Consider the following 25,454-nt stretch of genomic DNA (forward strand, 5'->3'; position numbering starts at 1 on the left):
CATTTCCGTTCGTCCTGAGTAGCCATTGAGCGAAGTCGAAATGGCGTATCGAAGGACGGAGGCTACTCGCAACCCCTCGATACGAGGCTTCGGCTTCGCTCAGCCTCTACTCAGGGCGAACGGATTTTCAGATACTTAAATCACGGTAAAATCAGAACTTCACCGTGCCGGTCACGAACACCTGGCGCGGATTGCCGTAGAAGGCGGTCAGCGTGCCCTCCCGGCCTAGCGAGGGGGTCGGGAAGCCGGCGGCATTGTTGACGATCGCGCCTGTCACCGGATTGGCCAGCACGAAGGTATAGCCCGACGTCTTATATTCCTTGTCCAGGATATTCTTGCCATGCAGGCCCAGCGTCCAGCGGTCGTTGGGCGCGGTGTAGACGATGCTGGCATCCCACAGCGCATAGCCCTTCTGGTCGATATAGGGGTTGGGAATTTCGAACTGATAGGTCTTGCTGCGCCAGGACAGGGTGCTGCCCATGAAGAGGCTGCCGTCGCCCACCGGCGTCGTATAGCTGAGCGTGCCGCTCGCCGTCCATTTGGGCGTGTTCTGCACCCGGCGATATTGCGCCACGTCGGTCGGCACGCTGGCGATATTGGCTATATATTCGCGATATTCCGCGTCGATATAGCCGATCGCGGTGGACAGGTTAAGCCGGTCCCCGCTCGACAGCAGGTCGCGGCCGAGGCGGGCATTGCTCTCGAACTCCAGCCCCTTGAACCGCGCCTTGCCCGCGTTGGACACGACGCCGCAGAAGGACGGGGTCGGCACGCCGCTGACCAGCACGGTGCAGGCGACCGAGCCGGGGATCTGCACATCCTTGTAATCCGCATAGAAGCCGGCGACCGCGACATAGAGCGCGCCGTCCATGAAATTGCCCTTGTAACCGACTTCGTAGCTGTCGACCTGCTCCGGGCGGAAGCTGAGGAAGGAGGCGATCTCGCTTTCCTGCCTGATGCCGTCGCCATTCAGGTCGGGTGCATTGGTGCCGACGCCGCGCGGGTCGAAGCCGCCGCCCTTGAAGCCCTTGGAATAGCTGGCGTAGATATTGTGATCCGGGGTCGGCTTGTAGCTGACCGAGAAGCGCGGCGTGAATTTCTTGTATTTCGCGGAGCCACGAAAATCGGTGCTGGGCGCGCCGAGCGGCAGGCCAGCGCCGCCGAACACCGGCGATCCGCCCCCGACATAGCTTTGGCGCAATATGTCGGCGGTCCGCTCGTCCCACGTATAGCGGCCACCGGCCGACAAGCTGAACTGGTCGCTGAAATCATAGGTGAAGTCGCCGAAGATCGCATAGGTTTCGGTATCGACATCGGCCTGGGTGAAGGCGGTAAGGCCGGCCAGCGTGGTGAAGATGCGCGTGTCGAACTGCGTGTCGGCGCTGGCGTCCAGATAGTAGAAGCCGATCATCCCCTTCAATGGTCCGGCATCGACCTGCAACTGGACTTCCTGGCTGAGCTGTTCGTTGCGATAGAAGGCCGGCACGTCGACATCGACCGCGGGCAAGGCGTCGAAATCGATCGGCGACGCGCTGTCATCCTTGCGCCAGGCGCTGATCGACTTCAGCGTGAACATGTCGTTGAGTTCGGCCGAGATATTCATCGACAGGCCGTAGGATTTGACCTGCTGCCGAGGGTCGCGCAAGCCGCCGCGCGTGTCGAAGACGTCGTCCAGCACCGGCGCACCCGATGCCTGGCCAGGGATCAGGCGATGGCCGCCGCGCGGATTGCTCTTGTCCTTGGTGTAGTCGCCGGTGATGCGCACCAGCACCGGTTCGCCATAGCCGCCCATTTCGAAGGTCGCGCGCCCGGCCCAGATATCCTTGTTGTAATTTTCCTGCCCGGTGGTGAGGTTGGTGCCGAAGCCGCCGCGCGACAGGCGCGCGAAAGCGCCGCCAACGCGGATCAGGTCGCCGATCGGCGCCGACGCCGTGACGATGCCATCCGCCTGATCATACGTGCCGTAGGTGCCCTTGATCTTGAGCGAGAAGTCCTGCGGCAGCAGCTTGGTCACATATTTGACAGCGCCGCCGATCGTGTTGCGCCCATAGAGCGTGCCCTGCGGGCCGCGCAGCACCTCGATCCGCTCCACATCATAGATATCGAGCAACGCGCCCTGCGGCCGGTTCAGATAGACATCGTCGAGGTAAATGCCGACGCCCTGTTCGAAGCCGGACACCGGATCCTGCTGACCGACGCCACGGATGAAGGCGGTCAGCGTGGAGTTGGTGCCACGCGACGCCTCCAGCGTGGTGTTGGGGGTGACGTTGGCAAGGTCGGTGATGTCGATCGCGCCGCCCCGCTCCAGCGCTTCGCCCGAAAAGGCGCTGACCGCGATCGGCACGCTGACCAGCGTTTCCTCGCGACGGCGGGCGGTGACGACGATCGCCGCGCCGTCATCGTCGGCACTGGCCTGTGGCGCGCTGTCCTGCGCGAAAACGGGAAACGCCATCACGCCACTCCAGGCGGCGGAGGCGAGTGCGAGAGCGCGGATGGTCTGATGGGCCTTCATCGGGTCGGTCCTCTCCTGAAAATGCTGCGCCCGGTCTGCCGGGTCGCTTGCGCTGCCTGATTCGATAATGAAAGTTGAACCAGCTTTCAACTTGAAATAAGAGGCGAGTGACGAGAGTCGATTGTTGTCGCAAAAAGAACACAGGATTCGGGAGTGGAGATGACCGAGGAAGGCGAAGCGCCGGGGGGGGCGAAGGACGACAAGACGCCGCGCACCGCACGGGGCGAGCGCACCCGCCGCGCCTTGCTGTCGGCCGCTGCCGCGGAATTTGGCGAGAAGGGATTTCATGACGGCTCAATCAGCGGCATCACCCGCCGCGCCGGTTGCGCACTCGGCAGTTTCTACACCTATTTCGATACGAAGGACGATATCTTCCGCGCGCTGGTGAACGACATGTCAGGGCAGGTGCGTGACTATGTGACGCCGCGCATCGCGGAGGCGCGCGACGGCATCGATGCGGAGCGGATCGGCCTGCTGAGCTTCCTGGAGTTCGCCCGCGCGCACAAGGAAATCTACCGCATCATCGACGAGTCCGAATTTGTCGACCAGGCCGCCTATCGCGCCCATTATGAGAATACGGCCAGCCGCATGGCCGCGCGCCTGGCAAAGGCGGCAGAGCGCGGCGATGTGCGTCCCGACGTCGAGGAAGTCCATGCCTGGGCGATCATGGGGATGAACGTGTTTCTGGGGCTGCGCTATGGTGTCTGGGACGACAGCCGCCCGGCCGAGGAGGTGGCGGCCATCGCCAATGCGCTGATCGAAAAGGGGATAGGCCCGCGCGGATAATCCGTTACCGCACGTTGAGGCCGAGTTCCCCCAGCAATTGCCCGGCCTGGTCGCGAGAAATGGTCGCGCCCCGGAACAGCCCCGCATCGACCAGCCGCAGTCCGCCCAGATCGGCGGACCGCAGATCGGCGCCGTCGAAGCGCGACCCGGCGACATTGGCGTCGCGCAGGCTGCAGTCGTCGAGAATCGCCTGCCGGAAGTCGCATTTGCGCAGGTCGGCCTGCGAGAAATCGACCTTGCTTATCGTCAGCCGGCGGAAGGAAAAGTCCACAAGCTTTGCATTGATCAGCAGGCTTTCCTCGAACGACAGGTCCATCGCCCGCGCATCGGTGAAATCGGCCCCGGTCAGTTTCGAGCCGGTGAAACTCGCGGAGGTCAGGACGGCCCGGCGAAAGCTGGCATTGTTGAAATCGCAGGCGGTGAAGCGGGCTTCGCTGGCGTCGGCGCCGGTAAAGTTGGCGAAGGCGCCCCGGCAGGACGTCCAGCGACTATCAGCCAGCCGCGCGTCGGTCAGGTCGCATTTGCGCAGAGTGCACCGTTCGAAATGCCATCCGGTCAGGTCCAGGCCCGACAGGTCGATCTCTTCAAGATCGCAGTCGATCAGGCTATGGGCACCGGACGGCAGATCCTCCAGTTGCCGGCGCGTCAGCGACTGGTCGCGCAGCGCGCGAGCGGCAAACAGATCCTCCATCTCACCCCCCTATTTTCGCAGCAGGAACACCGCATGTTCGGCGAACAGATTGGCGTTCGCATGGGTCGTTTCCCTGTCCCCCTTCAGGAACCATTGGCCGTCGATGTGCCAGCCGCGCTCCTTCACCAGCGCGCGGAAATCGTCGACCGTCACATGGTGGATGTTGAGCGTGTCATACCAGGTGTCGGGCAACAGCCGCGTCACCGGCATCCGCCCGCCCCACATCAGCGATAGCCGCCCGCGCCAATGGGCAAAATTGGGGAAGGACACGAAGGCCTGCCGCCCAATGCGCAGCAGTTCCTCCACCACCAGATCGGGCCGCCGCGTCGTCTGGAGCGTCTGGCTCAAAATCGCATAGTCGAAGCTGGCGTCGGGATAATAAGTGAGGTCGGTGTCCGCATCGCCCTGCACCACGGACAGGCCGCGCCCGACCGCCGCCGCGACATTGGAGCCGTCAATCTCCAGCCCGCGCGCGTCGACCTGACTATGGTCGCGCATCGCCGCCATCAACGCGCCATCACCGCAACCCACATCCAGCACGCGCGCGCCCTGCCGCACCGTCCGCGCGATCAGGGCCAGGTCCGGGCGTAATGTCTGCACCAGCGGCGCCTCGCTCATGCCCGGCCGCCCCGCAGGAAGCCGTCCACCACCCGGTTGAGTTCGGGCGATTCTAGCAAGAAGGCGTCATGGCCGAAGGGGCTGGACAATTCGACGAAGCTCGCCTGCGCGCCTGAGGCGTTGAGCGCATGGACGATCACCCGCGATTCCGCCGTGGGATAGAGCCAGTCGGTGTCGAAGCTGACGAGGCAGAAGCGCGCGCTGGTCGGCGCAAACGCCCTGGCCAGCGATCCGCCATGATCCTCGGCAATGTCATAATAGTCCATCGCGCGGGTGATATAGAGATAGGAGTTGGCGTCGAACCGCTCGACGAAGCTCAGCCCCTGATGGCGCAGATAGCTCTCCACCTGGAAATCCGCGTCGAAGCCGAAGGTCTTGGCGTCCCGCCCCTGCAAGCGCCGCCCGAATTTCTCGGTCAGCCCCGCTTCGGACAGATAGGTGATGTGCGCCGCCATGCGCGCCACTGCGAGACCAGCGCTCGGCACCTGCCCGTCGGCATAATAGTCGCCGCCGCGCCAGTTGGGGTCGGCCATGATCGCCTGCCGCCCGACCTCGTGAAAGGCGATATTCTGCGCGCTGTGGCGGGCGGTCGAGGCGATGACGATACAGCTTTCGACCCGGTCGGGGAAGAGCGTGGGCCAGGTCAGCGCCTGCATGCCCCCCATCGATCCGCCGATGACGGCGGCCAGCCGGTCCACGCCCAGATGGTCGAGCAGCAGCGCCTGCGCCCGCACCATGTCGGCGATGGTCAGCACCGGGAAGCGCATCGCATGCGGTTCGCCGGTCGCGGGATCGAGGCTGGCCGGGCCGCTCGACCCCATGCAACTGCCGATGACGTTGGAGCAGATGATGAAATGACGCGCCGGGTCGACCGGCTTGCCCGCGCCCACCAGCCGCCACCACCAGCCCGGCTTGCCGGTGACGGGATGGTCGGACGCGACATATTGGTCGCCGGTCAGCGCGTGGCAGATCAGGATGACGTTGGATTTGTCCGCATTCATCGCGCCATAGGTTTCATAGGCGATGTCGACGGGACCGAGGCTCGCGCCACTCGACAGGCGCATGGGGCCGGCAAGGCGCGCCTGACGGCGCAGGCCGAAACGACTGTCTTCGCTGATGGGAACGCTGGCCATGACCGAGCGGGGCTAGGACCGCCGCCCGCCGCTGTCAATCTGGCACGGCGGGCGCACAATCCCTAGATGGACCGCATGACAGACAAGCCCCTCGCCCCGATCGTCGCCTTTGGTCCCCTCTACCCCTATGTGACGCAGGAGCTGGAACGCCGCTTCACCGTCCATGCCGTAGCGGCAGACGCCGACCTGTCCGCCTTGTCGGCGGAGGCGCGGTCGGCGCGGGCGATGGTGAGCTTCGGATCGGTCGGCGCGCCCGCCGCGATCATGGACGCGCTGCCGAAGCTGGAAATGATCGGTCTCTTCTCGGTCGGCTATGACAAGGTCGACGTCGACCATGCCCGCGCCAAGGGCATCCGCGTCACCAACACGCCCGACGTGCTGACCGACGACGTCGCCGACCTCGCCGTCGGCCTGCTTTACGCCACGGTGCGCAACATCGCCGCCAATGACCGGATGGTGCGCGCGGGCGACTGGGCGCGCGGCGTCAAGCCGGCCTTGTCCGGCCGCCTGACCGGATCGCGCATCGGCATATTGGGCCTCGGCCGCATCGGCCGCGCCATCGCGAAACGGCTGGAGCCAGTGGCGGGAGAAATCCTCTACCACAACCGGCGGCAAGTGGCGGATGCACCCTATCATCATGTCGCCGACCCGATCGATTTCGCGCGCCGGAGCGACGTCATCATCGTCGCCACATCGGGCGGGCCGGAAGCGGCGAAGCTGGTCGGCGCGACGATGCTCGATGCGCTGGGACCGGACGGCGTGATCGTCAACATCAGCCGCGGCCGGGTGATCGACGAGGAGGCGCTGGTGGCGGCGCTGGCGGACAGGCGCATCGCCGGCGCCGGATTGGACGTGTTCGTCAACGAACCCCATGTCCCCGAAGCGCTGTTCGCCATGGACCATGTCGTGCTGCAACCCCATCAGGGCAGCGCCACCGTCCACAGCCGCAAGGCCATGGCCGAGCTCGTCCTCGCCAATCTCGATGCCCATTTCGCGGGCAAGGCCCTGCCGACGCCGGTGGTCTAGCGCTTTGCCTTTGGCGCGGAAGCCGCTAAAGCCGCGTCCCATGACAAAACCAGCTCCCAAGGATTGGATCCTCGGCATTTCCGCCTATGTGCCGGGCAAGTCGGCCGCCGATGACGGTCGCCCGCTCATCAAGCTTTCGGCCAACGAAAACCCGCTCGGCACCGGGGACGCGGCACGCGCGGCCCTGGTCGCGGCCACGGCCGATCTCGCCACCTATCCCGACCCCGGCGCGGCGAAGCTGCGCGAGGCGATAGGCGCCAGATATGGCCTCGACCCGGCGCAGATCATCTATGGCACGGGTTCGGACGAACTGCTGCATATCGCCGCCAGCGCCTATGCCGGGCCGGGCGACGAGGTTCTGTATGTCCGGTACGGCTTCGCGGTCTATGACATCGCCGCCCGCCGCGTCGGCGCGACGCCGGTGGTTGCGCCGGACAAGGATTATGCGACCGATGTCGATGCCCTGCTCGCCGCGGTGACGGATCGGACGAAGGTTGTCTTCCTCGCCAACCCCAATAATCCGACCGGCACCATGACCAGTGCGCAGGAGATTGCCCGCCTGCACGCCGGACTGCGCCCCGACATCCTCTTCGTGCTCGATCAGGCCTATGCCGAATATCTGGAGGATGGCGAGGAGGATGGCGGACTGGACCTGGTGAAGAAGGCCGGCAATGTCTTCGTCACCCGCACCTTCTCGAAGATTTACGGCCTCGCCGCCGAGCGCATCGGCTGGGGCTATGCCAGCCCGGAGGTGATCGACATCCTCCACCGCATCCGCGCGCCGTTCAACGTGACGACGGCAGGACAGGCGGCGGCGGTCGCGGCGATCAACGATGACGCATGGGTCGACCGCAGCCGGGCGCATAATGCGCAGTGGCGCGAATGGCTGGCCGGCGAAATCGCTTCGCTGTCCAACCATGGCCTGCGCGCGGTGCCCAGCAAGACCAACTTCCTGCTGATCCTGTTCGACGGCAAGCTGACCGCCGAAGCCGCGATGAAGGGGCTGTGGGACGAAGGCTATGCCACCCGCTGGCTGCCGGGCCAGGGCCTGCCGAACGGCCTGCGCATCACCATCGGCACCGAGGCGCAGACCCGCGCCGTCGCGGCCAAGCTGCGCGCCATGGCGGAGGCAGCCTGACGCCATGCTGCCTTTCGCCCGCATCACCATCATCGGCCTGGGGCTGATCGGCTCCTCGCTGGCCCGCGCGATCCGGGCGGACATGCCGACCGTGCGGGTCACGGGCCATGATGCCGATCCGGCCGTGCGCGAAACCGCGCGGCGGATCGACCTGTGCGACGACATCACCGACACGGCGGGCGCATCCGTCACCGACGCCGACCTGGTCATCCTGTGCGTCCCCGTCCGGGCGATGGGCGCGGCGGCGGCGGAGATCGCCGACGACCTGCCGGCCGACGCGATCATCAGCGATGTCGGGTCGTGCAAGGCGGATGTTCTGGCGCAGCTCAACGCCGCGCTGCCGGGGCGCACGATCATCCCGGCGCACCCCGTGGCCGGCACGGAGAATAGCGGGCCGGAAGCCGGCTTCGCGACCCTGTTCAAGGGCCGCTGGTCGATCGTCACCCCGCCCGCCGATGCCGACCCGGTTGCGGTCGAGCGTGTCGCCGAATTGTGGCGTCGCGTCGGCGCGGACGTGGAGATGATGGACCCGGCGCATCATGATCTGGTGCTGGCGGTGACGAGCCATTTGCCGCACCTCATCGCCTATACCATCGTCGGCACGGCCAGCGACCTGGAGGATGTGACCCAGAGCGAGGTCATCAAATATTCCGCCGGCGGTTTCCGCGATTTCACGCGCATCGCCGCATCCGACCCCACCATGTGGCGGGACGTGTTCCTGGCGAACAAGGATGCGGTGCTGGAAATGCTCCAGCGCTTCTCGGAAGATCTGTCAGCGCTTCAGCGGGCGATCCGCTGGAATGACGGCGACGCGCTGTTCAACCTCTTCACCCGCACCCGGGCGATCCGCCGGTCGATCATCGAACAGGGGCAGGACGACGCGAAGCCGGACTTCGGCCGCGCTCATTAGAGGCTTTTGATTACCGCGAGCCGTAGGCTGTTCCAGCCGACTACAGAATGCTCTGATTGAGGACGTTGATCGCCGCGTGCACCTTTGCCTCGGCCTCCCTGCGGTCGAGGCCGACGGGAATCACCTCACCCACCTTGTAGGTAATGGTGCCGGCTTGCTTCAGGAATTTACCGCGCGGCGACACCCGGCCGCTGTCCACGGCGATCGGCACCACGGGCAGGCCGAGCAGGCTGTAGAGACCGGCGAACCCGGATTTCAGGGGCGGCGATTCGCCATGGGGAACGCGGGTGCCTTCGGGGAAGAGGCAGATGGCCCGCCCCTGCGCGATCCGATCCTTCGCCGCCGCGCGCAAGGTCCGCAACGCGCTGGCGCCTGCCGTCCGCTCGACCGGGATCAGGCCATAGCGCCGGGCAATCCCGCCCCAGAGCGGGATGTCGAACAATTCCCGTTTCGCCCCGATCGCCGGCCGATCGAACAGGCAGAGCATGTCGATCGTCTCGAACATCGATTCATGCTTGATGATATAGAGATAGGCCCCCTGCGGCAGATCGCCCTCCACCACCACCTTCTGTCCCAGCAGCCAGCGGATGCAGAAGCGGTGGAAGCGGCTCCAGTTGGTGGCGACGCGCTGGACCATCAGAGGCGTGGCCCAGCCGAAGGCGATCGCCCAGAGCACGAAGATCAGGCTGCCGCTGTAGAAAGCCAGCATGAAGAGAAGGGAGCGAATGGCGGTGATCATTGGACTTTACTGTCAAATACCGATTAGCGCGGCGACACGCCGCAGCAGATATTTATTATATTCGCGCATCAGCACGGTCAGGCTGGGGCGGCTGGGCACCGCGTCATAGACCAGCGTGACGCGGCCGGGGAGCGCCTGACGCAGTTCCAGCGCGGAACGGCGCATGTGCCAGTCGGTGGTGATGAGGCGCACGGTCTTGTAATCGCGCCGCTCCAGCCAGCGGGCGGTCTCGATCGCGTTGGAGCGGGTGTCGATCGCTTCGCGGCCCAGGGTGATGCAGCAGGCGAAGAGCGTTTCCGGGGTCTTGTACTGCGCCGCCAGTTCGACCGGGCGGACCGATCGGTCGACGCCGGAAATCAGCATGCGCTTGGCCGCCCCGTCCTGCAACAGCGCGATCCCCCGGTCGATGCGCCCCGCGCCCCCGGTAAGCACGACGATGGCGTCGGTCTGCCGCCCGTCGAGCGGCTGGGGCAGGAAGATGGCGAACCAGGCAAAGCCCAGCATCCAGGCCAGCAGGGTGACGGCAAGGAGGCGGACGATCATAGCGACCGCCCCAATGTCCGCAGCACCGTCCAGCGCGCGGTCAGCATGGCAAGGGTCACGCCCAGCACCGGCAGCACCGCAAGGATCATCCAGGCACGGGTATCGAGCGTCACCGCTCCCAAAAGGTCCGATCCCATTGCGGAAAGGCGCAAGCCGATCAGGATGATGACCAATATGGCAAAGGAGAAACCGAGCGCGCTGCCCAGAAAGGCGTCGAGGCCGATGCGCCGCTGGAACAGGCGGGCGATCTGCACGTCGGTCGAGCCCATCAGGTGCAGCACGTCGATCGTGCCGCGATGGCTGTCATGCGCGCCGCGCGCCGCCAGAACGACGACCGCGCCGGTCGCCAGCACCATCAGCACCACCACGCCGGCGGCAAGCCATCCGAGCGCGGTCAACAGGCCGGCGAGCGGCAGGAGGAAGGCCGCATGCGGCTCGATCCGCAGCCTGGGCGACAGCGCGCCAAGCTGGCGACGCAGCCGATCGACCTTTCCGTCGGCATCGCCCGGCGTCAGCATCACGTCGATCAGCGCGGGCACCGGCAGGTCGCCGCTGGTCGCCGCGTCGCCTAGCCAGGGACGAAGCTGATCGGCCAGCAGGGCCGGATCGACCGGATCGGCGCTGCGCACATCCCGCGCGTCGCGCAGGGTCCGAAGCGCCTGCGCGGCGAGACGATCGCGCGCTTGCGCATTCGCCTCCACCACCTGCACGCTGGCGCGACCGGCCAGATCGGCGCTCATCGACCGGACTGATGCGCTGAGACCCAGGCCGGCGGCGGCGGACAATATGGTCAGGAACATCATGATCGCGATGATCCAGGGCATCGGCCCCGCCACCCGCCCTTCGGGCAGCAGACGATTCCGCGCGGCGGCGGCGGCCCTGCGATTGGCGCGGCTGGCCATCATTGCCGGTCCTGCGGACGGGGGGGATAGCGGAGCATGCCGGTCGGATCGGCCAGACGCCCCTTGTCCAGCTTCATCATCTGCGCGCCCTTCACCTGCGCGATCAGCGGCAGGTCGTGGGTGGCGACGACGATGGTGGTGCCAAGGCGATTGAGCGCCTCGAACAGGGTCATGAGGCGGCGGGCCATGTCGGAATCGACGTTGCCGGTCGGCTCGTCCGCCACCAATATTTCGGGCCGGCCGATCACCGCGCGGGCGATGGCGACGCGCTGCTGTTCCCCGCCCGACAGGGTCGCGGGCCGCGCCTGGCCGCGATCGCCGAGGCCAACCCAGTTCAGCATTTCGGCCACCGGCGCGTCGATCTCGCTTTCCTCCATGCCCGCCACACGCAGCGGCAGCGCGATATTGTCATAGGCGGACAGGTGCGGAACGAGCCGAAAATCCTGAAAGACGACGCCGATCCGGCGGCGAAAGCCGGGCAGGCGATCGCGCGGCAGGGTCACGACATCTTCGCCGAACAGGCGGATGACGCCGCGGCTGGGGCGCTGGGCCAGATAGAGGAGCTTCAGCAGCGAGGTCTTGCCCGCGCCCGACGCGCCGGTCAGGAAATAGAAGCCACCGCTGGCGAAGGAAAAGCTGACATCGGACAGCGTCTCGCTGTCCAGGCCATAGCGCAGACCGACATTTTCGAACTGGACGATGGCCGTCATGTGTGGCGCTGATGCGCTCCCTGCTTCCCCGAGGCCGCAGCCATGGCACAGGCAGCGGGCCGCCGTAAAGCCCGCGCCGCGCGATCACGCGAGTCGCACCCTGTCGTTGATGCTTGCGCGCGAGTCCCTGCCATGCCTATGAAGCGAAATGATCCTGGTGTGCCCCAATTGCGCGACGCGCTATGTCGTGCCCGACAGCGCCGTAGGCTCCCATGGCCGCCAGGTCCGCTGCGCGGCCTGCAAACATAGCTGGTTCCAAGAACCAGCCGCCTTGCCGGTACGCGAAGATGTGCCGGCAGCGACCGCCGCCGCCCCCGTCGAAGCGGCTCCCGCACCGCCGCCACCACCTCCTGCTCCGCCGCCGCCGATTGTGGCTGAAGCGCCCAAGCCGGCGCCGGTGCAGGACGCGCCAGTGCATGTCGCCGCCCCCGAACCGGCGGCGCCGGAAAGCCTCGTGCGCGAAGAGGCGGCTCCGCCGCCGACTGCGCCGACCGACTATCGCTTCGACGACATATATGCCGGCGCACGCGCCGATGCGGTCGAGGCGGACGACTTTTCCGCGCCGGTGCCGGTCAAGCCGCGCCGCAACATGCTCAAGCTGTGGACCTGGGCGGCGGGCATTTTCTTCCTGGCGATTGCGGCGGCCGGTGGCGCGCTCACCTATTTCGGGCCGCCGAGCTGGATGGTGGCGATGGGCATCGTGCCAGAGGAAGGCGATCCCGACCTGCTCTTCTACCTGTCCAAGCCCGCCGAACGCCGCAAGCTGCCGACGGGCGAGGAATATTTCGCCTTCGGCGCGCGGATCGTGAACAGCGGCAGCCAGGCGCTGCCGGTGCCGCCGGTGCTGGTGCAGCTGCGCGACCGGCAGAACCGGCTGGTCTTCAGCTGGACGACGAAGGCCGACAAGAGCCGCCTGAAGCCCGGCGAGGAAGCCTCGATCAACGAGAGCCGGATCGACATTCCGAAAAATGCCGAGAATCTCTCGCTGACCTTCGTGCCATGATCCGGTCGGTCAGGGGTAGCTGACCGTTTTCGGCCTGCCCTGCGGGATGGGGATGAACTCCTGATCGTCGCCGGGGATGAGGGGGAAGCGCATCGCCTCCCAATCCTCGCGCGCCTGCATCAGCCGCTCCTGCGTCGAGGACACGAAATTCCACCAGACATGGCGCGGCGAGGTGAAGGCTTCGCCGCCGCACAGCACGACCCGGCCGCCATCGACACTCATCAATGTGGCCGACGTGCCGGGGCGCAGGACGTAGAGCGTCTGCGGCGCCAGCATCAGCCCGTCGAGCGCCGCGTCGCCGCCCGAGACATAGAGGGCGCGCTCGTCCGCCGACGGATCGATGGCGATGCGGCCGCCGGGCGCGAGCTGAATATCGGCATAGATGGTCTGGGCATAGGTGGTGACGGGCGAGGTTTCGCCCCAGAGCGACCCCATGATGACACGCGCACGCACTGCGCCATCCTCGATCACCGGCAGGCCGCCTTCGCTGACATGCTCGAACGCCGGGTCCATCTCCTCGAACCGGTCGGGGAGGGCGAGCCAGGTCTGGATCGCCGACAATTTGGATGCCTTGGCGCGATCCTCGTCGGGAGAGCGTTCCGAATGGACGATGCCCTTGCCCGCAGTCATCAGATTGACCGCGCCCGGCTCGATCAACTGCTCGGTGCCGAGCGAATCCCTGTGCAGGAAAGCGCCTTCATACATATAGGTGACGGTGGCGAGGTTGATGTGCGGATGCGGACGCACGTCGATGCCCTGCCCCGCGGCGATCCGCGCCGGTCCTGCCTGGTCGAAGAAGATGAAGGGGCCGACCATGGTGCGCCCCTTCACCGGCAGCGAGCGATACACCTTGAAATCGCCAAGATCATGGGTGGTGGGCGTGATCGCCTGGATGATGAAATCGTCGGGCGTCATCAGGCTTCGCCCGGCGCGCGCGCCTTGATGGCGAGGGCGTGAACCTTGTCGCGCAGCAGGTCGGCGAGCGCGGCGTTGACCATGCGCTGGCGGGCGACACGGCTCTGGCCGATGAAGCGATCGGCCACGATCTCGACGGTGAAATGGCTTTCGCCCGATCCGTCATGGCCGGCATGGCCGCGATGCTTTTCGCTGTCGTCGATGACGGCGAGATGCGCCGGAGACAGGGCGGCGCGCAGGCGCGCCTCGATTTCGGTGGCAACGGGGCCTTTGAGGTCAGTGGTCATGTCGCCTATATAGGCTGCTTTGCCAGCCATTCCATCAGGACGATCTTGAGTACCGATCCTTTCTCGACCCGACGTTTCAACCGTTTCCATGGCCGTGTGGAAAGCGACCGCCCCTGCGCGGCGCCGGGCTGCCCCGAGCCGGGCGAATTCCGCGCGCCGCCGGAAGAGGGCAGCCGATCGGGACATGACGGGCCGCGCTGGCGCTGGCTGTGCCTGGAGCATGTCCGCCAGTTCAACCAGGGCTATAATTTCTTCACCGGCATGTCGCCCGAGGAGATCGCCGCCGCCCAGCGCCCCTATGCGGGATGGGAGCGGGAAACGCGCGCCTTTTCGTCCAATGCCGCCAGCCCGCCGCCGCGCTGGGCCGATTTTGCCGACCCGCTCGATGCGATCGGGGCGAAGTTCAAGGAGCGCGTCGCCAAGGCGCGGGCCGACAACCAGATGCGGCAGGACGGAAAGTTCCTGTCGCACGAGGACCGGCGGCAGATGGCCGTCATGGAATTGCCGATCGACGCCGACCGCAAGGCATTGCGGACGCGCTACACCGAATTGCTGCGCCGCTATCATCCCGACCATAATGGCGGCGACCGCAGCCATGAAGGCGCATTGCAGGGCGTGATCGAGGCTTATGCCCATCTGCGCAAGGCAGAGGCCTTCGCCTGATCAGAGCAGCAGCCAGCCGATGAGCAGGCCCGATTGCACTGCCACGATCAGCAGCAGCAGCGTGGAAAAGGGCTGTTTGTGGGTCTTGTGACGGAAGAGCCTGCGCGCCAGCAGCGCGCCGGGCGACCCGCCGAGCAGGGCAAAGGTCAGCAGCCGCGCCTCGGGAATGCGGCGCGCGCCGACGATCGCGCATTTCTTGTCCCGCCAGAAGCAGGCGATAGTCCAGCCGTTGAGCAGGACGAGCAGCGAGGCGAGGCAAAGTGCGATCATGCCTCGCGCTTTAGCAGCCGGGCGCGGGACGCATAGGTCATGAACGCGCCTTGCGTCGTGGGTAACGCGCTGTCATAGCGCCCGCCCCCTCACTTCCCCGGAGATTCGATCATGCACGCGCTCGGCCTGGATTTCGGCACGACCAACAGCGTCGCGGCGCTAGCGAGCGGCGGGGAATCGCGGCTGGTTGAATTTGCCGGCGATCAGGCGACAGGCGAAGTGTTCCGCTCGGCGCTCTGCTTCTGGCACGACAACGCCGTGAAGGGCGGCATGGCGCATGAGGCCGGGCCATGGGCGATTTCCGAATATCTGGAATTTCCCGAGGACAGCCGCTTTCTCCAGTCGTTCAAGTCGGTGGCCGCCAGCCCGATCTTCGACAGCGCCAGCATATTCGAGAAACGCTATCGCTTCGAGGAACTGGGACAGATGTTCCTGGGGAAGATGATCGGCCATGCGGGCGGGACGCTGGACCAGCGGCCCGAGCGGATCATCGTCGGGCGACCGGTCGAATATGCCGGGGCACGGCCCGACGAAGCTCTCGCCCGCCAACGCTATGATGCGATGTTTTCAGGCTTCGGCGCGGACATTCATTATGTCTATGAGCCGCTGGGCGCGGCGTTCAGCTATGCCAGCCGCCTGACCGAGGCCGCCACCATCCTCGTTGCGGATTTCGGCGGCGGCACCAGCGACTTCTCGCTGGTCCGGGTCGAGGCGCCGGGTGCGGCACGACGCTGCGTGCCGCTTGGGTCGGTCGGCATCGGCCTTGCCGGCGACCGGTTCGACTATCGCATCGTCGACCATCTGGTGCTGCCGATGCTGGGCAAGGGCGGGAGCTATGAGAGTTTCGGCAAGATGCTGGAGATTCCGCGCAGCTATTTCGCCGACTTCGCCGACTGGTCGCGCCTTGCGCTGATGCGCAACCGGCGGACGATGGACGAACTGGCGCGCTTGCAGAAGGCGGCCAGCGATCCGGCCGCGATCGGGCGGATGATGACCGTGATCGAGAAGGAGCTGGGCTATCCGCTCTATGACGCGGTGGGCGCATTGAAACGCGCGCTTTCCGACGCGGAGAGCGCGACCTTCCGCTTCACAGGCGGCGGGATCGAGATCGAGCAGCAGGTGGCGCGCGCCGATTTCGAAGGCTGGATCGCCCCCGACATCGCCCGGATCGAGGAGACGGTCGACCGGGCGCTGGCCAAGGCCGACGTAACGCCCGATAGCATCGACCGGGTGTTCCTGACCGGAGGGTCGTCGCTGATTCCAGCGATCCGGCGTATCTTCCGCCAGCGTTTCGGGCCGGATCGGATCGCGACCGGCGGCGAACTCACTTCCATCGCCCATGGGCTTGCGCTGATCGGCGAGGAGGCCAATTTGGCGGAATGGGCAGCTTGATCGTCGCAGGCACAGCCCCCACTCTATCGACACGCCCTTCATTATTGGGTTAGGGCGAGAATGAATCGCAGAAAGTTGATGACCCGATGACCGAGATTTCGAACGTCCAGCCCGACACCCGTTCCGAAACGCTGCTGGAAGCGCCCGACCGCGAAGTCGATGCGCGCGAAGTCTTCGGTATCGACGTCGACATGAAGATCCCGGCCTTTTCGCAGGCCGACGAGCGCGTGCCCGACCTCGACCCCGCCTATGTGTTCGACCCGGACACCACGCTGGCGATCCTGGCCGGCTTTGCCCACAACCGCCGCGTCATGGTGCAGGGCTATCACGGCACCGGCAAGTCGAGCCATATCGAGCAGGTCGCCGCTCGCCTGAAATGGCCGTGCATCCGCATCAACCTGGACGCGCATATCAGCCGTATCGACCTGGTCGGGCGCGACGCCATCGTGCTGAAGGACGGACAGCAGGTGACGGAATTCCGGGAGGGGCTGTTGCCCTGGGCGTTGCAGCGGCCGGTGGCGCTGGTGTTCGACGAATATGACGCCGGCCGGCCAGACGTGATGTTCGTGATCCAGCGCGTGCTGGAGACGGACGGCAAGATGACGCTGCTCGATCAGAATCGCGTGATCCGGCCGAACCCCCATTTCCGTCTGTTCGCCACCGCCAATACGGTGGGCCTGGGCGACACGACCGGCCTCTATCATGGCACGCAGCAGATCAACCAGGGCCAGATGGACCGCTGGAATCTGGTGGTGGCGCTGAACTACCTGCCCGCCGCGACGGAGGCGCAGGTGGTGCTGGCCAAGTCCGGCGAGTATGACCATGAGGGCGGCCGCAAGGAAGTGGAGAATATGATCAAGGTGGCGGAGCTGACCCGCCAGGGCTTCATCAACGGCGATATTTCGACCGTCATGTCGCCCCGCACCGTGATCAGCTGGGCGCAGAATGCGCTGATCTTCAAGAATGTCGGCTTCGCCTTCCGCCTCAGCTTCCTCAACAAGTGCGATGAGGCTGAGCGGGCATTGGTCGCCGAATATTATCAGCGCGTCTTCGGCAAGGATCTGCCGGAGAGCGTGGCGAGCCGGGCGAACTGAGTGTTCGCCCTGCCTCTGCGGCAGGGAGACTAGACATGATCGTCGTCGAACGGATCGACCCCAATGGCGGTACGACGGGCGGAACGGGGCACCGGATCAGCATCCGGGGGCATGAGATCGTCGCGGACATGTCCGCCCCCGATGGCCATGACGCCGGGCCGGACCCGCATGACCTGTATGATTCGGCGCTGGGCGCCTGCAAGGCCATGACCATGCTCTGGTATGCGCAGCGCAACGGCATTCCGGTGGAAAATATCCATGTCGGCGTGGTCCGCGACGCCAGTGAGGAGCGCAAGGGCATCTACAAGCTCACCACCCGCATCGCCCTGACCGGCCCGATGACCGACGAACAGCATGACAGGCTGATCGCCGTCGCCGCCAAATGCCCGGTGCACAAGCTGATGAGCGAGGTCGAGACGCAGATCGAGACGATCGCCGTGCCGCGCGTCGGCGAACCGGAGCGGCCGTGAGCGAGTCCATCACTCTGGAACGGCGCGGGCTGCCTCTGGCGAGCGCGTTCAACCTGCGCGATTTTGGCGGTTATCCGACGGCGGACGGCCGGACCGTGCGGCGCGGCATGCTCTATCGGTCGGGCACGATGGCGCTGCTGACGCCGGAAGACAGCGCGCAGTTGCAGACTCTGGGCATCCGGGCGATCTGCGATTTCCGGCGCCCTGGCGAACGCAAGGCGGAGCCGACCAGCTGGCATGACGCCACGGTCGACTATTATTGCCGCGACTATAGCGGGGCGACCGGCGTGCTGGTGGACATGGTGCGCGAAGAGCGGACGACCGCGGCCGACATGCGCGCGGCGATGCTGAACGTCTATCATGAGATCGCGACCGACCATGCGGAAGCCTATCGCGCGATGTTCCGGCAGATGCTGGCCGGCCACCTGCCGATCCTGATCAATTGTTCGGCAGGCAAGGACCGCACCGGCGCAGGGGCTGCGATGGTGCTGGCGGCGCTGGGCGTGTCGCGCGAGGTCATCGTCGACGATTATCTGCTGACCAACAGCCATGCCGACTGGACCTGGCGGCTGGCGCAGGGCGAAAGCCATCTCAGCCGGCTGCAAAAGGCGAGAGCCGACGTGCTGGAGCCGCTGCTGATCGCCGACGCCGCCTATCTGGAAGCGCTGTTCGCGCATTTCGACGGGATGCATGGCGGTGTCGACGGCTATCTACGCGACGTGCTGGGTGTCGATGCGCCCGAGCGTGCGGCGCTGCGCGAGGCCTTGCTGGTTCCATGACCGAACGTTCCCCCATCGACGCCTTCAAGGATGTGCTGTCCGGCACCGCGCGCGCCATCACGCGCGACGCGGAGGTCGAGGTCGGCTTCACCGCCGATACGCCCCATGCCGCGGGCAAGGCGATCAAGGTGCCGACCCCCGGCCGCGCCCTGCCCGCCGATCAGGTGGCGCTGGCGCGTGGTTTCGCCGATGCCTATGCGCTGAAGCTGCGACATCATAATCCCAAGGTTCACGCCCATTCCGCACCGGGCGAAGCGGTGGCGCGCGCGGTGTTCGACGCAGTCGAGCAGGCGCGGGTCGAGTCGATCGGGTCGCGGGCGATGGAGGGCGTGCGCGCCAACCTCAACCATGCGCTCGACCTGCGGCTGAAATCCGACGCGATCCGCCGGGCGCGGTCCGCCGACGAAGTGCCGCTGTCGACCGCGCTGGCATTGAAGGTGCGCGAGCGGCTGACCGGCCAGCCCATCCCAAAGGATGCCGCGCCGGGTGTGGCCATGGTCGACCAGTGGATCGAGGACAAGGCCGGCAGCGACCTCGACGCGCTGGCGATGGCGATCGACGACCAGCGCGCCTTCCAGAAGCTGACGACCGCCATGCTGGAGCATCTCCAGCTGATCGACGCCGATGTGCCGCCCGATACCGAGGAACCCGAATCGCAGGATGAGGGCGAGGATCAGGAGGATCAACAGGAAGAGGGCGAGAGCGGCCAGGAGGAATCCGGCGACAGCGACATGAACGCCGAGGCGCGCGCCGAGGATCAGGGCGGCGACACCGAGGAAGGTGAGACCGACTATAGCGACGAGTTCGACGCCGACAGCGACGACGGCGCGGACGATATGGGCGAGGAAGGCATGATGCCGGTCCGGCCCAACCGGCCGATGTCCGACCTGCCGCCCGGCTTCGACTACAAGCCCTATACGGTCAAATATGATGAGATCGTCACGCCGGAAGAGCTGTGCGACGAGGATGAGCTGGTGCGGTTGCGCGGCTTCCTCGACCAGCAGCTGGTGAGTTTGCAGGGCGCCGTCACCAAGCTCGCCAACCGGTTGCAGCGCCGGCTGATGGCGCAGCAATCGCGCAGCTGGGACTTCGACCAGGAGGAAGGGCTGCTCGACGCGGCGCGGCTGGCGCGGATCGTGATCGATCCGACCCGCTCGCTCTCCTACAAGATCGAGCGCGACACCGAGTTTCGCGATACGGTCGTGACGCTGCTGATCGACAATTCGGGATCGATGCGCGGGCGGCCGATCAGCATCGCGGCGATCAGCGCCGACATCATGGCGCGCACGCTGGAGCGCTGCGGTGTCAAGACCGAGATATTGGGCTTCACCACCCGCGCATGGAAAGGTGGACAGGCGCGCGAGGAATGGCTCGCCGCCGGGCGACCGCCGATGCCGGGACGGCTCAACGACCTGCGCCACATCATCTACAAGAAGGCCGACGATCCCTGGCGCCGGGCGCGCAAGAATCTGGGCCTGATGATGCGCGAAGGGCTGCTGAAGGAAAATATCGACGGCGAGGCTTTGCTCTGGGCGCATGCGCGGCTGATCGCGCGGTCCGAAGAGCGGCGCATCCTGATGGTGATTTCCGACGGCGCGCCGGTGGACGATTCCACCCTGTCGGTGAACAGCGGCACCTATCTGGAGCGGCATTTGCGGCAGGTGATCGACTGGATCGAGAACCGATCGCCGGTGCAGCTGGTGGCGATCGGCATCGGCCATGACGTGACGCGATACTATCGGCGCGCGGTGACGATCATGGACGCCGAACAGCTGGGCGGCACGATGGTGGAACAGCTCGCCGGGCTGTTCGACGAAGACTGACCGGCCGTTTCGGCCCGTCCCCGCAAAAATCACGGTATCAGGAGAGGCAAGATGAGCGTCGCCTTTCGTCGCGAGAGCGACGATGAGCATATGGAGCCGAAGTTCGAGCTGCCGATCCCGCCCGGTCCCAACTGGGTCACGACGCGCGGATTGCGGCTGACGCGCGAGAAGGTCGAGGCGCTGGAAGCGGTCGATGTCGCCGCGATGGACGAGGAAGCGGGCAAGAAGCACAAGCGCGAGTTGCGCTACTGGCGCACGCGGCTGGCGACGGCCGAACTGCGGCCTGTGGCGGATGGCGAGGCGGTCGCCTTCGGCACGCGCGTCACCTATCGGCTCAACATGCAGGAAAAGACGGTGGCGATCGTCGGCGATGACGAGGCCGATCCGCATGACGGCCGGATCAGCTTCTCCTCCCCCCTTGCCCGCGCCATGATGGACGCGGAGGCAGGTGAGAAGGTCGATTTCGCCGGGAAGGTGGAAGCGGTGGAGATTGTCGGGATCGTGGTCATCGACGAAGCCTGAGCCTCATCGGTTGCGTCACGAAAAAGCCCTCCGGTTCGCACCGGAGGGCTTTTTCGTTGCCAATGCTCGGATTACGCGCCGCGCGCCGCCTCGAACAGGAACCAGGCGCGCTGTTCGGCCTGGTCGGTCCAGTCGTCGACAATGCCTTCGGTCGCATTGTCACCCGCTTCGGTGGCGGCAGCCTTCACCGCGCGGAAGGTTTCGACCAGCGCCAGATTGTCGTCGCGCAGTTCCTTCAGCATGTCGGCCGGCGCGACGAAATCGGCGTCATTGTCCTTGACGGTCTGGTGACGGGCAATGTCGCCGATAGAACGCAGCGTGGTGTTGCCGGTCTTGCGCACGCGCTCGGCGATCAGGTCGGTCACGGCCAGGATCTCGGCGGCCTGCTCGTCGAACATCAGATGATAGTCGCGGAAGTGCGGACCCGATACGTGCCAGTGGAAATTCTTGGTCTTCAGATATAGCGCATAGCTGTCCGCCAGCGCGCCGTTCAGCGCCTCGGCAACGGACTTGGTCGCGTTGCTCTTGAGGTCGGTCGGGGTCTTCAGATCGGGGGCGGTCATACAATGTCCTCCTGTTCGGGAAACTGGTTTCGGACATATAATGATCGCACCGCAAGATGGTGCCATTTTTTCGTGGCGGAAATCCCGATCAGCCTGATGCAGCGGATCGATCAGAGCAGGGCGGTGGCGGACAGCGCCATGATCGCGCCGGTCACGAGAAGGATTACCCCGCCGGCCCAGCGAATCGCGCGCAGCGGGAGGACCGCGAGCAACTGATGGCGCGCCACGGCGATCGGTACGAGCGCCGCGATCATGCCGATCGCGCCGCCGATCCCCGCCAGGATCGGGTCGGCGGTTCGGGTCGCTATGCCCAGGATCAGGAATTGCGGGCCATCGCCGAATCCCAGGATGAACAGGCCCAACGCCGTGGTGAGAAAGGCGCCGGTCCGCCAGCCTTCGAGCGGATCGGGCTTGCCCACGCGCCAGAAAAGGCCGGCGCCGAGGAAGAGGATGGACAGCGCCATGAAGAGGAGACGCGCGTCCGCGCCCAGCATCGGTCCGATCCAGGCGCCGGCGAAGGCGGAAATGGCGGCATTGGCGGTGGCGGCGACGATGATCCCCGCGATCACCGCCCCGTTGCGATCGTAGCGGGTAGCCAGCGCAAGGACGAGCAGTTGGCTCTTGTCGCCCATTTCACCGAGCAGGCAGCCGAGCAGGGCGATCAGCAAGGCATCCATCGGCGCGCGGCGACCTCAGGCGCGGAGGGGGGCGATGGTGGCCGGCACCGCACGCGGCATCAGCGTCGCGATCGGCCCGACCGGCATCTCCGCACCGATCGCTTCGCGCAACAGGTCGAGATAGGACAGCACCACCGGTCCAAGCCCATGCAGCGACAGCGCCGATTCGAGCGTGCCCGCCAATCCTTCCACCTGATCGAGATGAAAGGCGCGGGCGATATGGCGAATCTGGTCGACCTCATCATGCAGGCGCAGCACGGACACATGGCCGCGCTGCCCCGCCAGTCCGTCGACCCGGCGCAGAAGGTCCGTCAAAATGGCTGAAATCGGGTCATGCCGCATGGAAAAGCCCCTCTGTCCCTGATAGGCGAAGGATAGGCACAGGGTGGTTAAAGGCACGTAAAGCCTGGGCCGAGCCTTGACAGGAAGCCGAATCTGGCTCATGGGCCACGGCTGAAACGGGCGGTCCGCCACTCAGCTTTGGCGAGCCGCTTTATTTTTACGCTATTTAAGACCAGGGAATAGGGCCATGGCCAAGCCGGCAACTGTCAAGATCCGCCTCGTCAGCACGGCTGACACTGGCTTCTTCTACGTCACCAAGAAGAATCCGCGCACCAAGACCGAGAAGCTGAGCTTCAGCAAATATGATCCGGTCGTGCGCAAGCATGTCGAGTTCAAGGAAGCCAAGATCAAGTAAGCCGTTGCGGGCTTCCTGCCCGCACGCCTGATCTTCCGTTTTCGGAACGAGCAAAGGCCCGCCCCGTCATGGGAGCGGGCCTTTTGCTGTTGGCATAAAGGCGCTGGTTCGCCGGGCAGGAAAAAGGGGCGCCCTTGCGGGGCGCCCCTTCCGGCTCCCCCGAAACGGGGGAGCCTCTCATCATCCTGCGATCAGTTGCCGACCGGCTGACCGTCGGTGCGGCGCACGACGATGGTCGACGACCGTGGCTGCTGACCCGAGATCGGCCAATTGCCGGTCGGATGCTGGATATTGACGAAGAAGGTCTTCAGGTCCGGCGTATAGGCAAGGCCGGTGATCTCACAGCCTTCCGGGCCGACTAGGAAGCGCATCGACTTCTTGGTCGACTGGTCGACGTAGAACATCGCATTCTGGCCGAAGACCTGTTCGATCGTCGTGCTGGGCTTGCCCGAGGTACCCGGCACGCTGTGGTCGGTCTGGACCCAGAGCCGGCCCTTGGGATCGATGCGGATGCCGTCGGGACTTGAGAAGGTGTCGCCATTGATATTGCCTTCCAGCTTGTCGCCGAAACCGGCCAGCGATGGATCGCCCGCCAGCAGGAAGATTTCCCAGCTGAACTTCATGGCGAGCGGCGAATTACCCTCTTCCTTGAATTTGATGATGTGGCCGTGACGGTTGACGGTGCGCGGATTGGCGGCGTCGGTGACGCGACGACTGCTGTTATTGGTCAGCGTGACATAGACCGCGCTGTTGTCCGGCGCGACCGTGATCCATTCCGGCCGATCCATGACGGTACCGCCGGCGACGCGCGCGGCGGACTTGGTGTTGAGCAGGATTTCGGCCTGATTGTTGAAGTCCACCTTGGTCGGAAGGGGCGGCGTCGTGCTCTGGCTGATATTACCCGGATCGCTTGCCCCAACAGTCAGACCGTTCTGGCCATGGGCCAGCGCCCGCCATTCACCGGTGCCGTCCGCGTTGAAACGAGCGACGTACAAAGTGCCATGATCGAGCATGTCGATGTTCGCGGCACGGTTCGTCGCACTGTAAGCCCGATCGCAGACGAATTTGTAAATACAGCCCGGCGTGCTGTCGTCGCCCAGATAGAAGGCGACACGGCGATCGCTGTTCGCCATGTAGGCGGTGTTTTCATGGTCGAAGCGGCCGAGCGCCGTGCGCTTGGTCGGTACGGCCAATTCCTGATAGGGGTCGATTTCGACCACCCAACCATAATTTTCCTCCGGCTGAGTCGGATCGAAATAATTGTCCGTCGTTTCCTCGCAAGTGAGGTAGGTGCCCCAGGGGGTGCTGCCCGACGCACAATTGTTCAACATGCCCTTGATCGTGCCCGACAGCAGGCCCGATGCCGGACCGCTCGCCTTGTAGCTGCTGTTGCCGGTGTAGCGCTTGTTATATTTGGAACCGGACTTGACGGCCCATTTGCCATCGCTGCCCTTGGCGATTTCCACGACGCCGATGCCGACGGCGGAAAGGGCGATCGCCTTCTGGTCGGCGGTGGCGGTGGCGGCGTCGTAGCTGCCCGACATCAGGATGTTGAAATCGGGATATTCGAAGTTGATCGCGAGCAGACCGCCGCTGTTGGGATCGGTGCCCGACAGTTCGAAGAACTCCATACCGTCATGATTGCCGCCGGCCCATTTTTCGGCGTCCGCCGGAGTCGGATAGCTGCCCGAATAAGGCGTGCCGGTTTCGACCGAATCGCCCGCCTTCAGCAGGATGTCGACGGTATAGCCGTTCGGGACGGTGACGGTGTCGTTCATGTTGGCGGCGACGGGCGCGAAGCTGATGCCGTAGCTGGGAGCCGGCGTGGGCGTGGGCGTCGGGGTCGGGGTCGGGGTCGGGCTGCCCGAGTCATCGTCGTCACCGCAGGCTGCAAGCGCGCCGAGCATGGGCAGGATCGACAGGCCGAGCAGGCCGTTCTTCAGTACGGTGCGGCGCGCGGGATTGGCGGCAACGATCGCCTCGATGCTATTTTCGCCAAGTTCGATGGCGGGCTGCGCGTCGCGATAGGGCGCGCGCGCCTCGTCGGTCAGATGAGACATGGTGTTACTACCCCTGTGATCAGGCTGTCGGCAGGGCGCCGCGCCTTGGCGCAGGGGGTTGGCAGAGCGACATGACGCCAGCCCTGCCGAATGAAGGCATTGCGATGAAAGCCGCGTGACGAAGTGGTGACGAACCTGTCCCGTCTGTTACAGCAGGGCGTTCACCTGTTCGATGAAGCGCAATACGGAAATGGGTTTGGACACATAGGCGTCGGCGCCCGCGTAGCGTATGCGCTCCTCATCCCCCTTCCCGGCATAGGCCGTGACCGCCATGATCGGGACTGAAGACAGCCGCTCGTCACCCTTGAGCGACAGGATAAGGTCGTAGCCGCTGACATGGGGCAGGTGGATGTCGGTGATGACCAGGTCGGGCAGGAACTCGCCGGCCTGGGCAAGCACGTCCCGGCCGTCCCGCAACGGCAACACCTCATGGCCATGGGCGCGCAGCAGGTCGCAAAAAAGTTTGAGATTAAGTTCGTTGTCCTCGACAACGAGCACGCGCTTTGCCACCAGTCACCCGCATATTCACCT

General features: G+C 65.4%; 29 protein-coding genes. 13 read left to right on the forward strand and 16 right to left on the reverse strand.

Features of this window, described 5'->3' with window-relative positions; all coding sequences use genetic code 11:
* Positions 1 to 151: 151 nt before the first annotated feature.
* Positions 152 to 2,512: a TonB-dependent receptor gene (locus DM806_RS04735; RefSeq protein ID WP_179042079.1), complete on the reverse strand. Its 2,361-nt coding sequence runs from the start codon at positions 2,510 to 2,512 to the stop codon at positions 152 to 154.
* 159 nt (positions 2,513 to 2,671) lie between these two features.
* Here DM806_RS04735 and DM806_RS04740 point away from each other — a divergent pair, with 159 nt between their 5' ends.
* The gene (locus DM806_RS04740) at positions 2,672 to 3,298 is read left to right on the forward strand and encodes a TetR/AcrR family transcriptional regulator (RefSeq protein WP_179042080.1); all 627 of its coding nucleotides are present in this window, start codon (positions 2,672 to 2,674) and stop codon (positions 3,296 to 3,298) included.
* A gap of 4 nt (positions 3,299 to 3,302) precedes the next feature.
* Here the strand turns inward: DM806_RS04740 and DM806_RS04745 are convergent, their stop codons facing one another.
* Genes DM806_RS04745 through metX form a run of 3 tightly spaced genes read right to left on the reverse strand, consistent with a single transcriptional unit; the run spans position 3,303 to position 5,740 of the window.
* Positions 3,303 to 3,989 carry a pentapeptide repeat-containing protein gene (locus DM806_RS04745; RefSeq protein ID WP_179042081.1) on the reverse strand — a complete coding sequence of 229 codons (687 nt, stop codon included), beginning with the start codon at positions 3,987 to 3,989 and terminating at the stop codon, positions 3,303 to 3,305.
* Between the two features lie 9 nt (positions 3,990 to 3,998).
* Positions 3,999 to 4,592, reverse strand: a complete 594-nt coding sequence (metW, locus tag DM806_RS04750) for a methionine biosynthesis protein MetW (protein WP_179042126.1) — start codon at positions 4,590 to 4,592, stop codon at positions 3,999 to 4,001.
* A gap of 11 nt (positions 4,593 to 4,603) precedes the next feature.
* On the reverse strand, positions 4,604 to 5,740 hold the full coding sequence (gene metX / locus DM806_RS04755) for a homoserine O-acetyltransferase MetX (RefSeq protein ID WP_179042082.1): 1,137 nt from the start codon (positions 5,738 to 5,740) through the stop codon (positions 4,604 to 4,606).
* 66 nt (positions 5,741 to 5,806) lie between these two features.
* On the opposite strand from metX, the gene DM806_RS04760 reads away from it, so the two are divergent.
* The 3 genes from DM806_RS04760 to DM806_RS04770 are packed head-to-tail and all read left to right on the forward strand — an operon-like array spanning position 5,807 to position 8,814.
* Positions 5,807 to 6,766: a 2-hydroxyacid dehydrogenase gene (locus DM806_RS04760; protein ID WP_179042083.1), complete on the forward strand. Its 960-nt coding sequence runs from the start codon at positions 5,807 to 5,809 to the stop codon at positions 6,764 to 6,766.
* Between the two features lie 40 nt (positions 6,767 to 6,806).
* On the forward strand, positions 6,807 to 7,904 hold the full coding sequence (hisC, locus tag DM806_RS04765) for a histidinol-phosphate transaminase (protein ID WP_179042084.1): 1,098 nt from the start codon (positions 6,807 to 6,809) through the stop codon (positions 7,902 to 7,904).
* A gap of 4 nt (positions 7,905 to 7,908) precedes the next feature.
* Entirely contained in the window at positions 7,909 to 8,814 is a 906-nt protein-coding gene (locus DM806_RS04770) for a prephenate/arogenate dehydrogenase family protein (protein WP_179042085.1), read from the forward strand.
* A 40-nt stretch (positions 8,815 to 8,854) separates the two neighbouring features.
* Here the strand turns inward: DM806_RS04770 and DM806_RS04775 are convergent, their stop codons facing one another.
* Genes DM806_RS04775 through ftsE form a run of 4 tightly spaced genes read right to left on the reverse strand, consistent with a single transcriptional unit; the run spans position 8,855 to position 11,708 of the window.
* A complete protein-coding gene (locus tag DM806_RS04775) occupies positions 8,855 to 9,553 on the reverse strand; it encodes a lysophospholipid acyltransferase family protein (protein WP_179042086.1) in 699 nt (232 codons plus the stop codon).
* Positions 9,554 to 9,565: 12 nt separating this feature from the next.
* Complete coding sequence (locus DM806_RS04780; RefSeq protein ID WP_179042087.1) at positions 9,566 to 10,096, reverse strand: YdcF family protein; 531 nt, start codon at positions 10,094 to 10,096, stop codon at positions 9,566 to 9,568.
* Positions 10,093 to 10,998 (reverse strand): cell division protein FtsX, encoded by a 906-nt coding sequence (locus tag DM806_RS04785; protein ID WP_179042127.1) that lies wholly within the window; start codon positions 10,996 to 10,998, stop codon positions 10,093 to 10,095. The genes DM806_RS04780 and DM806_RS04785 overlap by 4 nt, the downstream gene beginning before the upstream one ends.
* Complete coding sequence (ftsE, locus tag DM806_RS04790; RefSeq protein ID WP_179042088.1) at positions 10,998 to 11,708, reverse strand: cell division ATP-binding protein FtsE; 711 nt, start codon at positions 11,706 to 11,708, stop codon at positions 10,998 to 11,000. The genes DM806_RS04785 and ftsE overlap by 1 nt, the downstream gene beginning before the upstream one ends.
* A 148-nt stretch (positions 11,709 to 11,856) precedes the next feature.
* On the opposite strand from ftsE, the gene DM806_RS04795 reads away from it, so the two are divergent.
* Positions 11,857 to 12,711, forward strand: a complete 855-nt coding sequence (locus tag DM806_RS04795; RefSeq protein ID WP_179042089.1) for a zinc-ribbon domain-containing protein — start codon at positions 11,857 to 11,859, stop codon at positions 12,709 to 12,711.
* Between the two features lie 9 nt (positions 12,712 to 12,720).
* On the opposite strand, the gene DM806_RS04800 is transcribed toward DM806_RS04795, so the two are convergent.
* Both DM806_RS04800 and DM806_RS04805 read right to left on the reverse strand, forming a co-directional pair.
* Entirely contained in the window at positions 12,721 to 13,626 is a 906-nt protein-coding gene (locus DM806_RS04800; RefSeq protein ID WP_179042090.1) for a pirin family protein, read from the reverse strand.
* Positions 13,626 to 13,913: a BolA family protein gene (locus DM806_RS04805; protein ID WP_179042091.1), complete on the reverse strand. Its 288-nt coding sequence runs from the start codon at positions 13,911 to 13,913 to the stop codon at positions 13,626 to 13,628. The genes DM806_RS04800 and DM806_RS04805 overlap by 1 nt, the downstream gene beginning before the upstream one ends.
* Positions 13,914 to 13,958: 45 nt before the next feature.
* On the opposite strand from DM806_RS04805, the gene DM806_RS04810 reads away from it, so the two are divergent.
* Positions 13,959 to 14,576 (forward strand): J domain-containing protein, encoded by a 618-nt coding sequence (locus DM806_RS04810; RefSeq protein WP_179042092.1) that lies wholly within the window; start codon positions 13,959 to 13,961, stop codon positions 14,574 to 14,576.
* On the opposite strand, the gene DM806_RS04815 is transcribed toward DM806_RS04810, so the two are convergent.
* Positions 14,577 to 14,846 (reverse strand): DUF1294 domain-containing protein, encoded by a 270-nt coding sequence (locus DM806_RS04815; RefSeq protein ID WP_179042093.1) that lies wholly within the window; start codon positions 14,844 to 14,846, stop codon positions 14,577 to 14,579.
* 111 nt (positions 14,847 to 14,957) lie between these two features.
* On the opposite strand from DM806_RS04815, the gene DM806_RS04820 reads away from it, so the two are divergent.
* The 6 genes from DM806_RS04820 (at position 14,958) to DM806_RS04845 (ending at position 20,926) form a co-directional block, all read left to right on the forward strand.
* Positions 14,958 to 16,238, forward strand: coding sequence for an Hsp70 family protein (locus tag DM806_RS04820; protein WP_179042094.1), 1,281 nt, complete (start codon positions 14,958 to 14,960; stop codon positions 16,236 to 16,238).
* Positions 16,239 to 16,324: 86 nt separating this feature from the next.
* Positions 16,325 to 17,332, forward strand: coding sequence for a cobaltochelatase subunit CobS (gene cobS, locus DM806_RS04825; RefSeq protein WP_179042095.1), 1,008 nt, complete (start codon positions 16,325 to 16,327; stop codon positions 17,330 to 17,332).
* Between the two features lie 35 nt (positions 17,333 to 17,367).
* Positions 17,368 to 17,802, forward strand: coding sequence for an OsmC family protein (locus DM806_RS04830; RefSeq protein WP_179042096.1), 435 nt, complete (start codon positions 17,368 to 17,370; stop codon positions 17,800 to 17,802).
* Positions 17,799 to 18,581: a tyrosine-protein phosphatase gene (locus DM806_RS04835; RefSeq protein WP_179042097.1), complete on the forward strand. Its 783-nt coding sequence runs from the start codon at positions 17,799 to 17,801 to the stop codon at positions 18,579 to 18,581. Before DM806_RS04830 ends, DM806_RS04835 begins: the two co-directional genes overlap by 4 nt.
* The gene (gene cobT, locus DM806_RS04840; RefSeq protein ID WP_179042098.1) at positions 18,578 to 20,404 is read left to right on the forward strand and encodes a cobaltochelatase subunit CobT; all 1,827 of its coding nucleotides are present in this window, start codon (positions 18,578 to 18,580) and stop codon (positions 20,402 to 20,404) included. Before DM806_RS04835 ends, cobT begins: the two co-directional genes overlap by 4 nt.
* A 51-nt stretch (positions 20,405 to 20,455) precedes the next feature.
* Positions 20,456 to 20,926, forward strand: coding sequence for a GreA/GreB family elongation factor (locus DM806_RS04845; RefSeq protein WP_179042099.1), 471 nt, complete (start codon positions 20,456 to 20,458; stop codon positions 20,924 to 20,926).
* A 71-nt stretch (positions 20,927 to 20,997) separates the two neighbouring features.
* Here DM806_RS04845 and DM806_RS04850 read toward each other — a convergent pair whose 3' ends face one another.
* From DM806_RS04850 to DM806_RS04860, 3 genes are all read right to left on the reverse strand, one after another.
* Positions 20,998 to 21,489 (reverse strand): Dps family protein, encoded by a 492-nt coding sequence (locus tag DM806_RS04850; RefSeq protein ID WP_179042100.1) that lies wholly within the window; start codon positions 21,487 to 21,489, stop codon positions 20,998 to 21,000.
* A gap of 110 nt (positions 21,490 to 21,599) precedes the next feature.
* Positions 21,600 to 22,166 (reverse strand): TMEM165/GDT1 family protein, encoded by a 567-nt coding sequence (locus tag DM806_RS04855; RefSeq protein WP_179042101.1) that lies wholly within the window; start codon positions 22,164 to 22,166, stop codon positions 21,600 to 21,602.
* Positions 22,167 to 22,181: 15 nt separating this feature from the next.
* A complete protein-coding gene (locus tag DM806_RS04860) occupies positions 22,182 to 22,508 on the reverse strand; it encodes a hypothetical protein (protein ID WP_179042102.1) in 327 nt (108 codons plus the stop codon).
* Positions 22,509 to 22,695: 187 nt separating this feature from the next.
* On the opposite strand from DM806_RS04860, the gene rpmG reads away from it, so the two are divergent.
* Positions 22,696 to 22,863 carry a 50S ribosomal protein L33 gene (gene rpmG / locus DM806_RS04865; RefSeq protein WP_006959016.1) on the forward strand — a complete coding sequence of 56 codons (168 nt, stop codon included), beginning with the start codon at positions 22,696 to 22,698 and terminating at the stop codon, positions 22,861 to 22,863.
* Between the two features lie 191 nt (positions 22,864 to 23,054).
* Here rpmG and DM806_RS04870 read toward each other — a convergent pair whose 3' ends face one another.
* Both DM806_RS04870 and DM806_RS04875 read right to left on the reverse strand, forming a co-directional pair.
* Positions 23,055 to 24,923: a PhoX family protein gene (locus DM806_RS04870; RefSeq protein WP_179042103.1), complete on the reverse strand. Its 1,869-nt coding sequence runs from the start codon at positions 24,921 to 24,923 to the stop codon at positions 23,055 to 23,057.
* Between the two features lie 147 nt (positions 24,924 to 25,070).
* The gene (locus DM806_RS04875) at positions 25,071 to 25,433 is read right to left on the reverse strand and encodes a response regulator (protein WP_179042104.1); all 363 of its coding nucleotides are present in this window, start codon (positions 25,431 to 25,433) and stop codon (positions 25,071 to 25,073) included.
* Positions 25,434 to 25,454 lie beyond the last annotated feature (21 nt).

Source organism: Sphingobium lactosutens (assembly GCF_013393185.1).
GTDB lineage: Bacteria > Pseudomonadota > Alphaproteobacteria > Sphingomonadales > Sphingomonadaceae > Sphingobium > Sphingobium lactosutens_A.

What these genes read in the sequence shown, in the direction of transcription:
- DM806_RS04735 (WP_179042079.1), bottom strand. Translation starts at nt 2,512, where the DNA reads ATGAAGGCCCATCAGACCATCCGCGCTCTCGCACTCGCCTCCGCCGCC.
- DM806_RS04740 (WP_179042080.1), top strand. Translation starts at nt 2,672, where the DNA reads ATGACCGAGGAAGGCGAAGCGCCGGGGGGGGCGAAGGACGACAAGACG.
- DM806_RS04745 (WP_179042081.1), bottom strand. Translation starts at nt 3,989, where the DNA reads ATGGAGGATCTGTTTGCCGCTCGCGCGCTGCGCGACCAGTCGCTGACG.
- metX (WP_179042082.1), bottom strand. Translation starts at nt 5,740, where the DNA reads ATGGCCAGCGTTCCCATCAGCGAAGACAGTCGTTTCGGCCTGCGCCGT.
- DM806_RS04760 (WP_179042083.1), top strand. Translation starts at nt 5,807, where the DNA reads ATGGACCGCATGACAGACAAGCCCCTCGCCCCGATCGTCGCCTTTGGT.
- hisC (WP_179042084.1), top strand. Translation starts at nt 6,807, where the DNA reads ATGACAAAACCAGCTCCCAAGGATTGGATCCTCGGCATTTCCGCCTAT.
- DM806_RS04770 (WP_179042085.1), top strand. Translation starts at nt 7,909, where the DNA reads ATGCTGCCTTTCGCCCGCATCACCATCATCGGCCTGGGGCTGATCGGC.
- DM806_RS04775 (WP_179042086.1), bottom strand. Translation starts at nt 9,553, where the DNA reads ATGATCACCGCCATTCGCTCCCTTCTCTTCATGCTGGCTTTCTACAGC.
- DM806_RS04780 (WP_179042087.1), bottom strand. Translation starts at nt 10,096, where the DNA reads ATGATCGTCCGCCTCCTTGCCGTCACCCTGCTGGCCTGGATGCTGGGC.
- DM806_RS04785 (WP_179042127.1), bottom strand. Translation starts at nt 10,998, where the DNA reads ATGGCCAGCCGCGCCAATCGCAGGGCCGCCGCCGCCGCGCGGAATCGT.
- ftsE (WP_179042088.1), bottom strand. Translation starts at nt 11,708, where the DNA reads ATGACGGCCATCGTCCAGTTCGAAAATGTCGGTCTGCGCTATGGCCTG.
- DM806_RS04795 (WP_179042089.1), top strand. Translation starts at nt 11,857, where the DNA reads ATGATCCTGGTGTGCCCCAATTGCGCGACGCGCTATGTCGTGCCCGAC.
- DM806_RS04800 (WP_179042090.1), bottom strand. Translation starts at nt 13,626, where the DNA reads ATGACGCCCGACGATTTCATCATCCAGGCGATCACGCCCACCACCCAT.
- DM806_RS04805 (WP_179042091.1), bottom strand. Translation starts at nt 13,913, where the DNA reads ATGACCACTGACCTCAAAGGCCCCGTTGCCACCGAAATCGAGGCGCGC.
- DM806_RS04815 (WP_179042093.1), bottom strand. Translation starts at nt 14,846, where the DNA reads ATGATCGCACTTTGCCTCGCCTCGCTGCTCGTCCTGCTCAACGGCTGG.
- DM806_RS04820 (WP_179042094.1), top strand. Translation starts at nt 14,958, where the DNA reads ATGCACGCGCTCGGCCTGGATTTCGGCACGACCAACAGCGTCGCGGCG.
- cobS (WP_179042095.1), top strand. Translation starts at nt 16,325, where the DNA reads ATGACCGAGATTTCGAACGTCCAGCCCGACACCCGTTCCGAAACGCTG.
- DM806_RS04830 (WP_179042096.1), top strand. Translation starts at nt 17,368, where the DNA reads ATGATCGTCGTCGAACGGATCGACCCCAATGGCGGTACGACGGGCGGA.
- cobT (WP_179042098.1), top strand. Translation starts at nt 18,578, where the DNA reads ATGACCGAACGTTCCCCCATCGACGCCTTCAAGGATGTGCTGTCCGGC.
- DM806_RS04845 (WP_179042099.1), top strand. Translation starts at nt 20,456, where the DNA reads ATGAGCGTCGCCTTTCGTCGCGAGAGCGACGATGAGCATATGGAGCCG.
- DM806_RS04850 (WP_179042100.1), bottom strand. Translation starts at nt 21,489, where the DNA reads ATGACCGCCCCCGATCTGAAGACCCCGACCGACCTCAAGAGCAACGCG.
- DM806_RS04855 (WP_179042101.1), bottom strand. Translation starts at nt 22,166, where the DNA reads ATGGATGCCTTGCTGATCGCCCTGCTCGGCTGCCTGCTCGGTGAAATG.
- DM806_RS04860 (WP_179042102.1), bottom strand. Translation starts at nt 22,508, where the DNA reads ATGCGGCATGACCCGATTTCAGCCATTTTGACGGACCTTCTGCGCCGG.
- rpmG (WP_006959016.1), top strand. Translation starts at nt 22,696, where the DNA reads ATGGCCAAGCCGGCAACTGTCAAGATCCGCCTCGTCAGCACGGCTGAC.
- DM806_RS04870 (WP_179042103.1), bottom strand. Translation starts at nt 24,923, where the DNA reads ATGTCTCATCTGACCGACGAGGCGCGCGCGCCCTATCGCGACGCGCAG.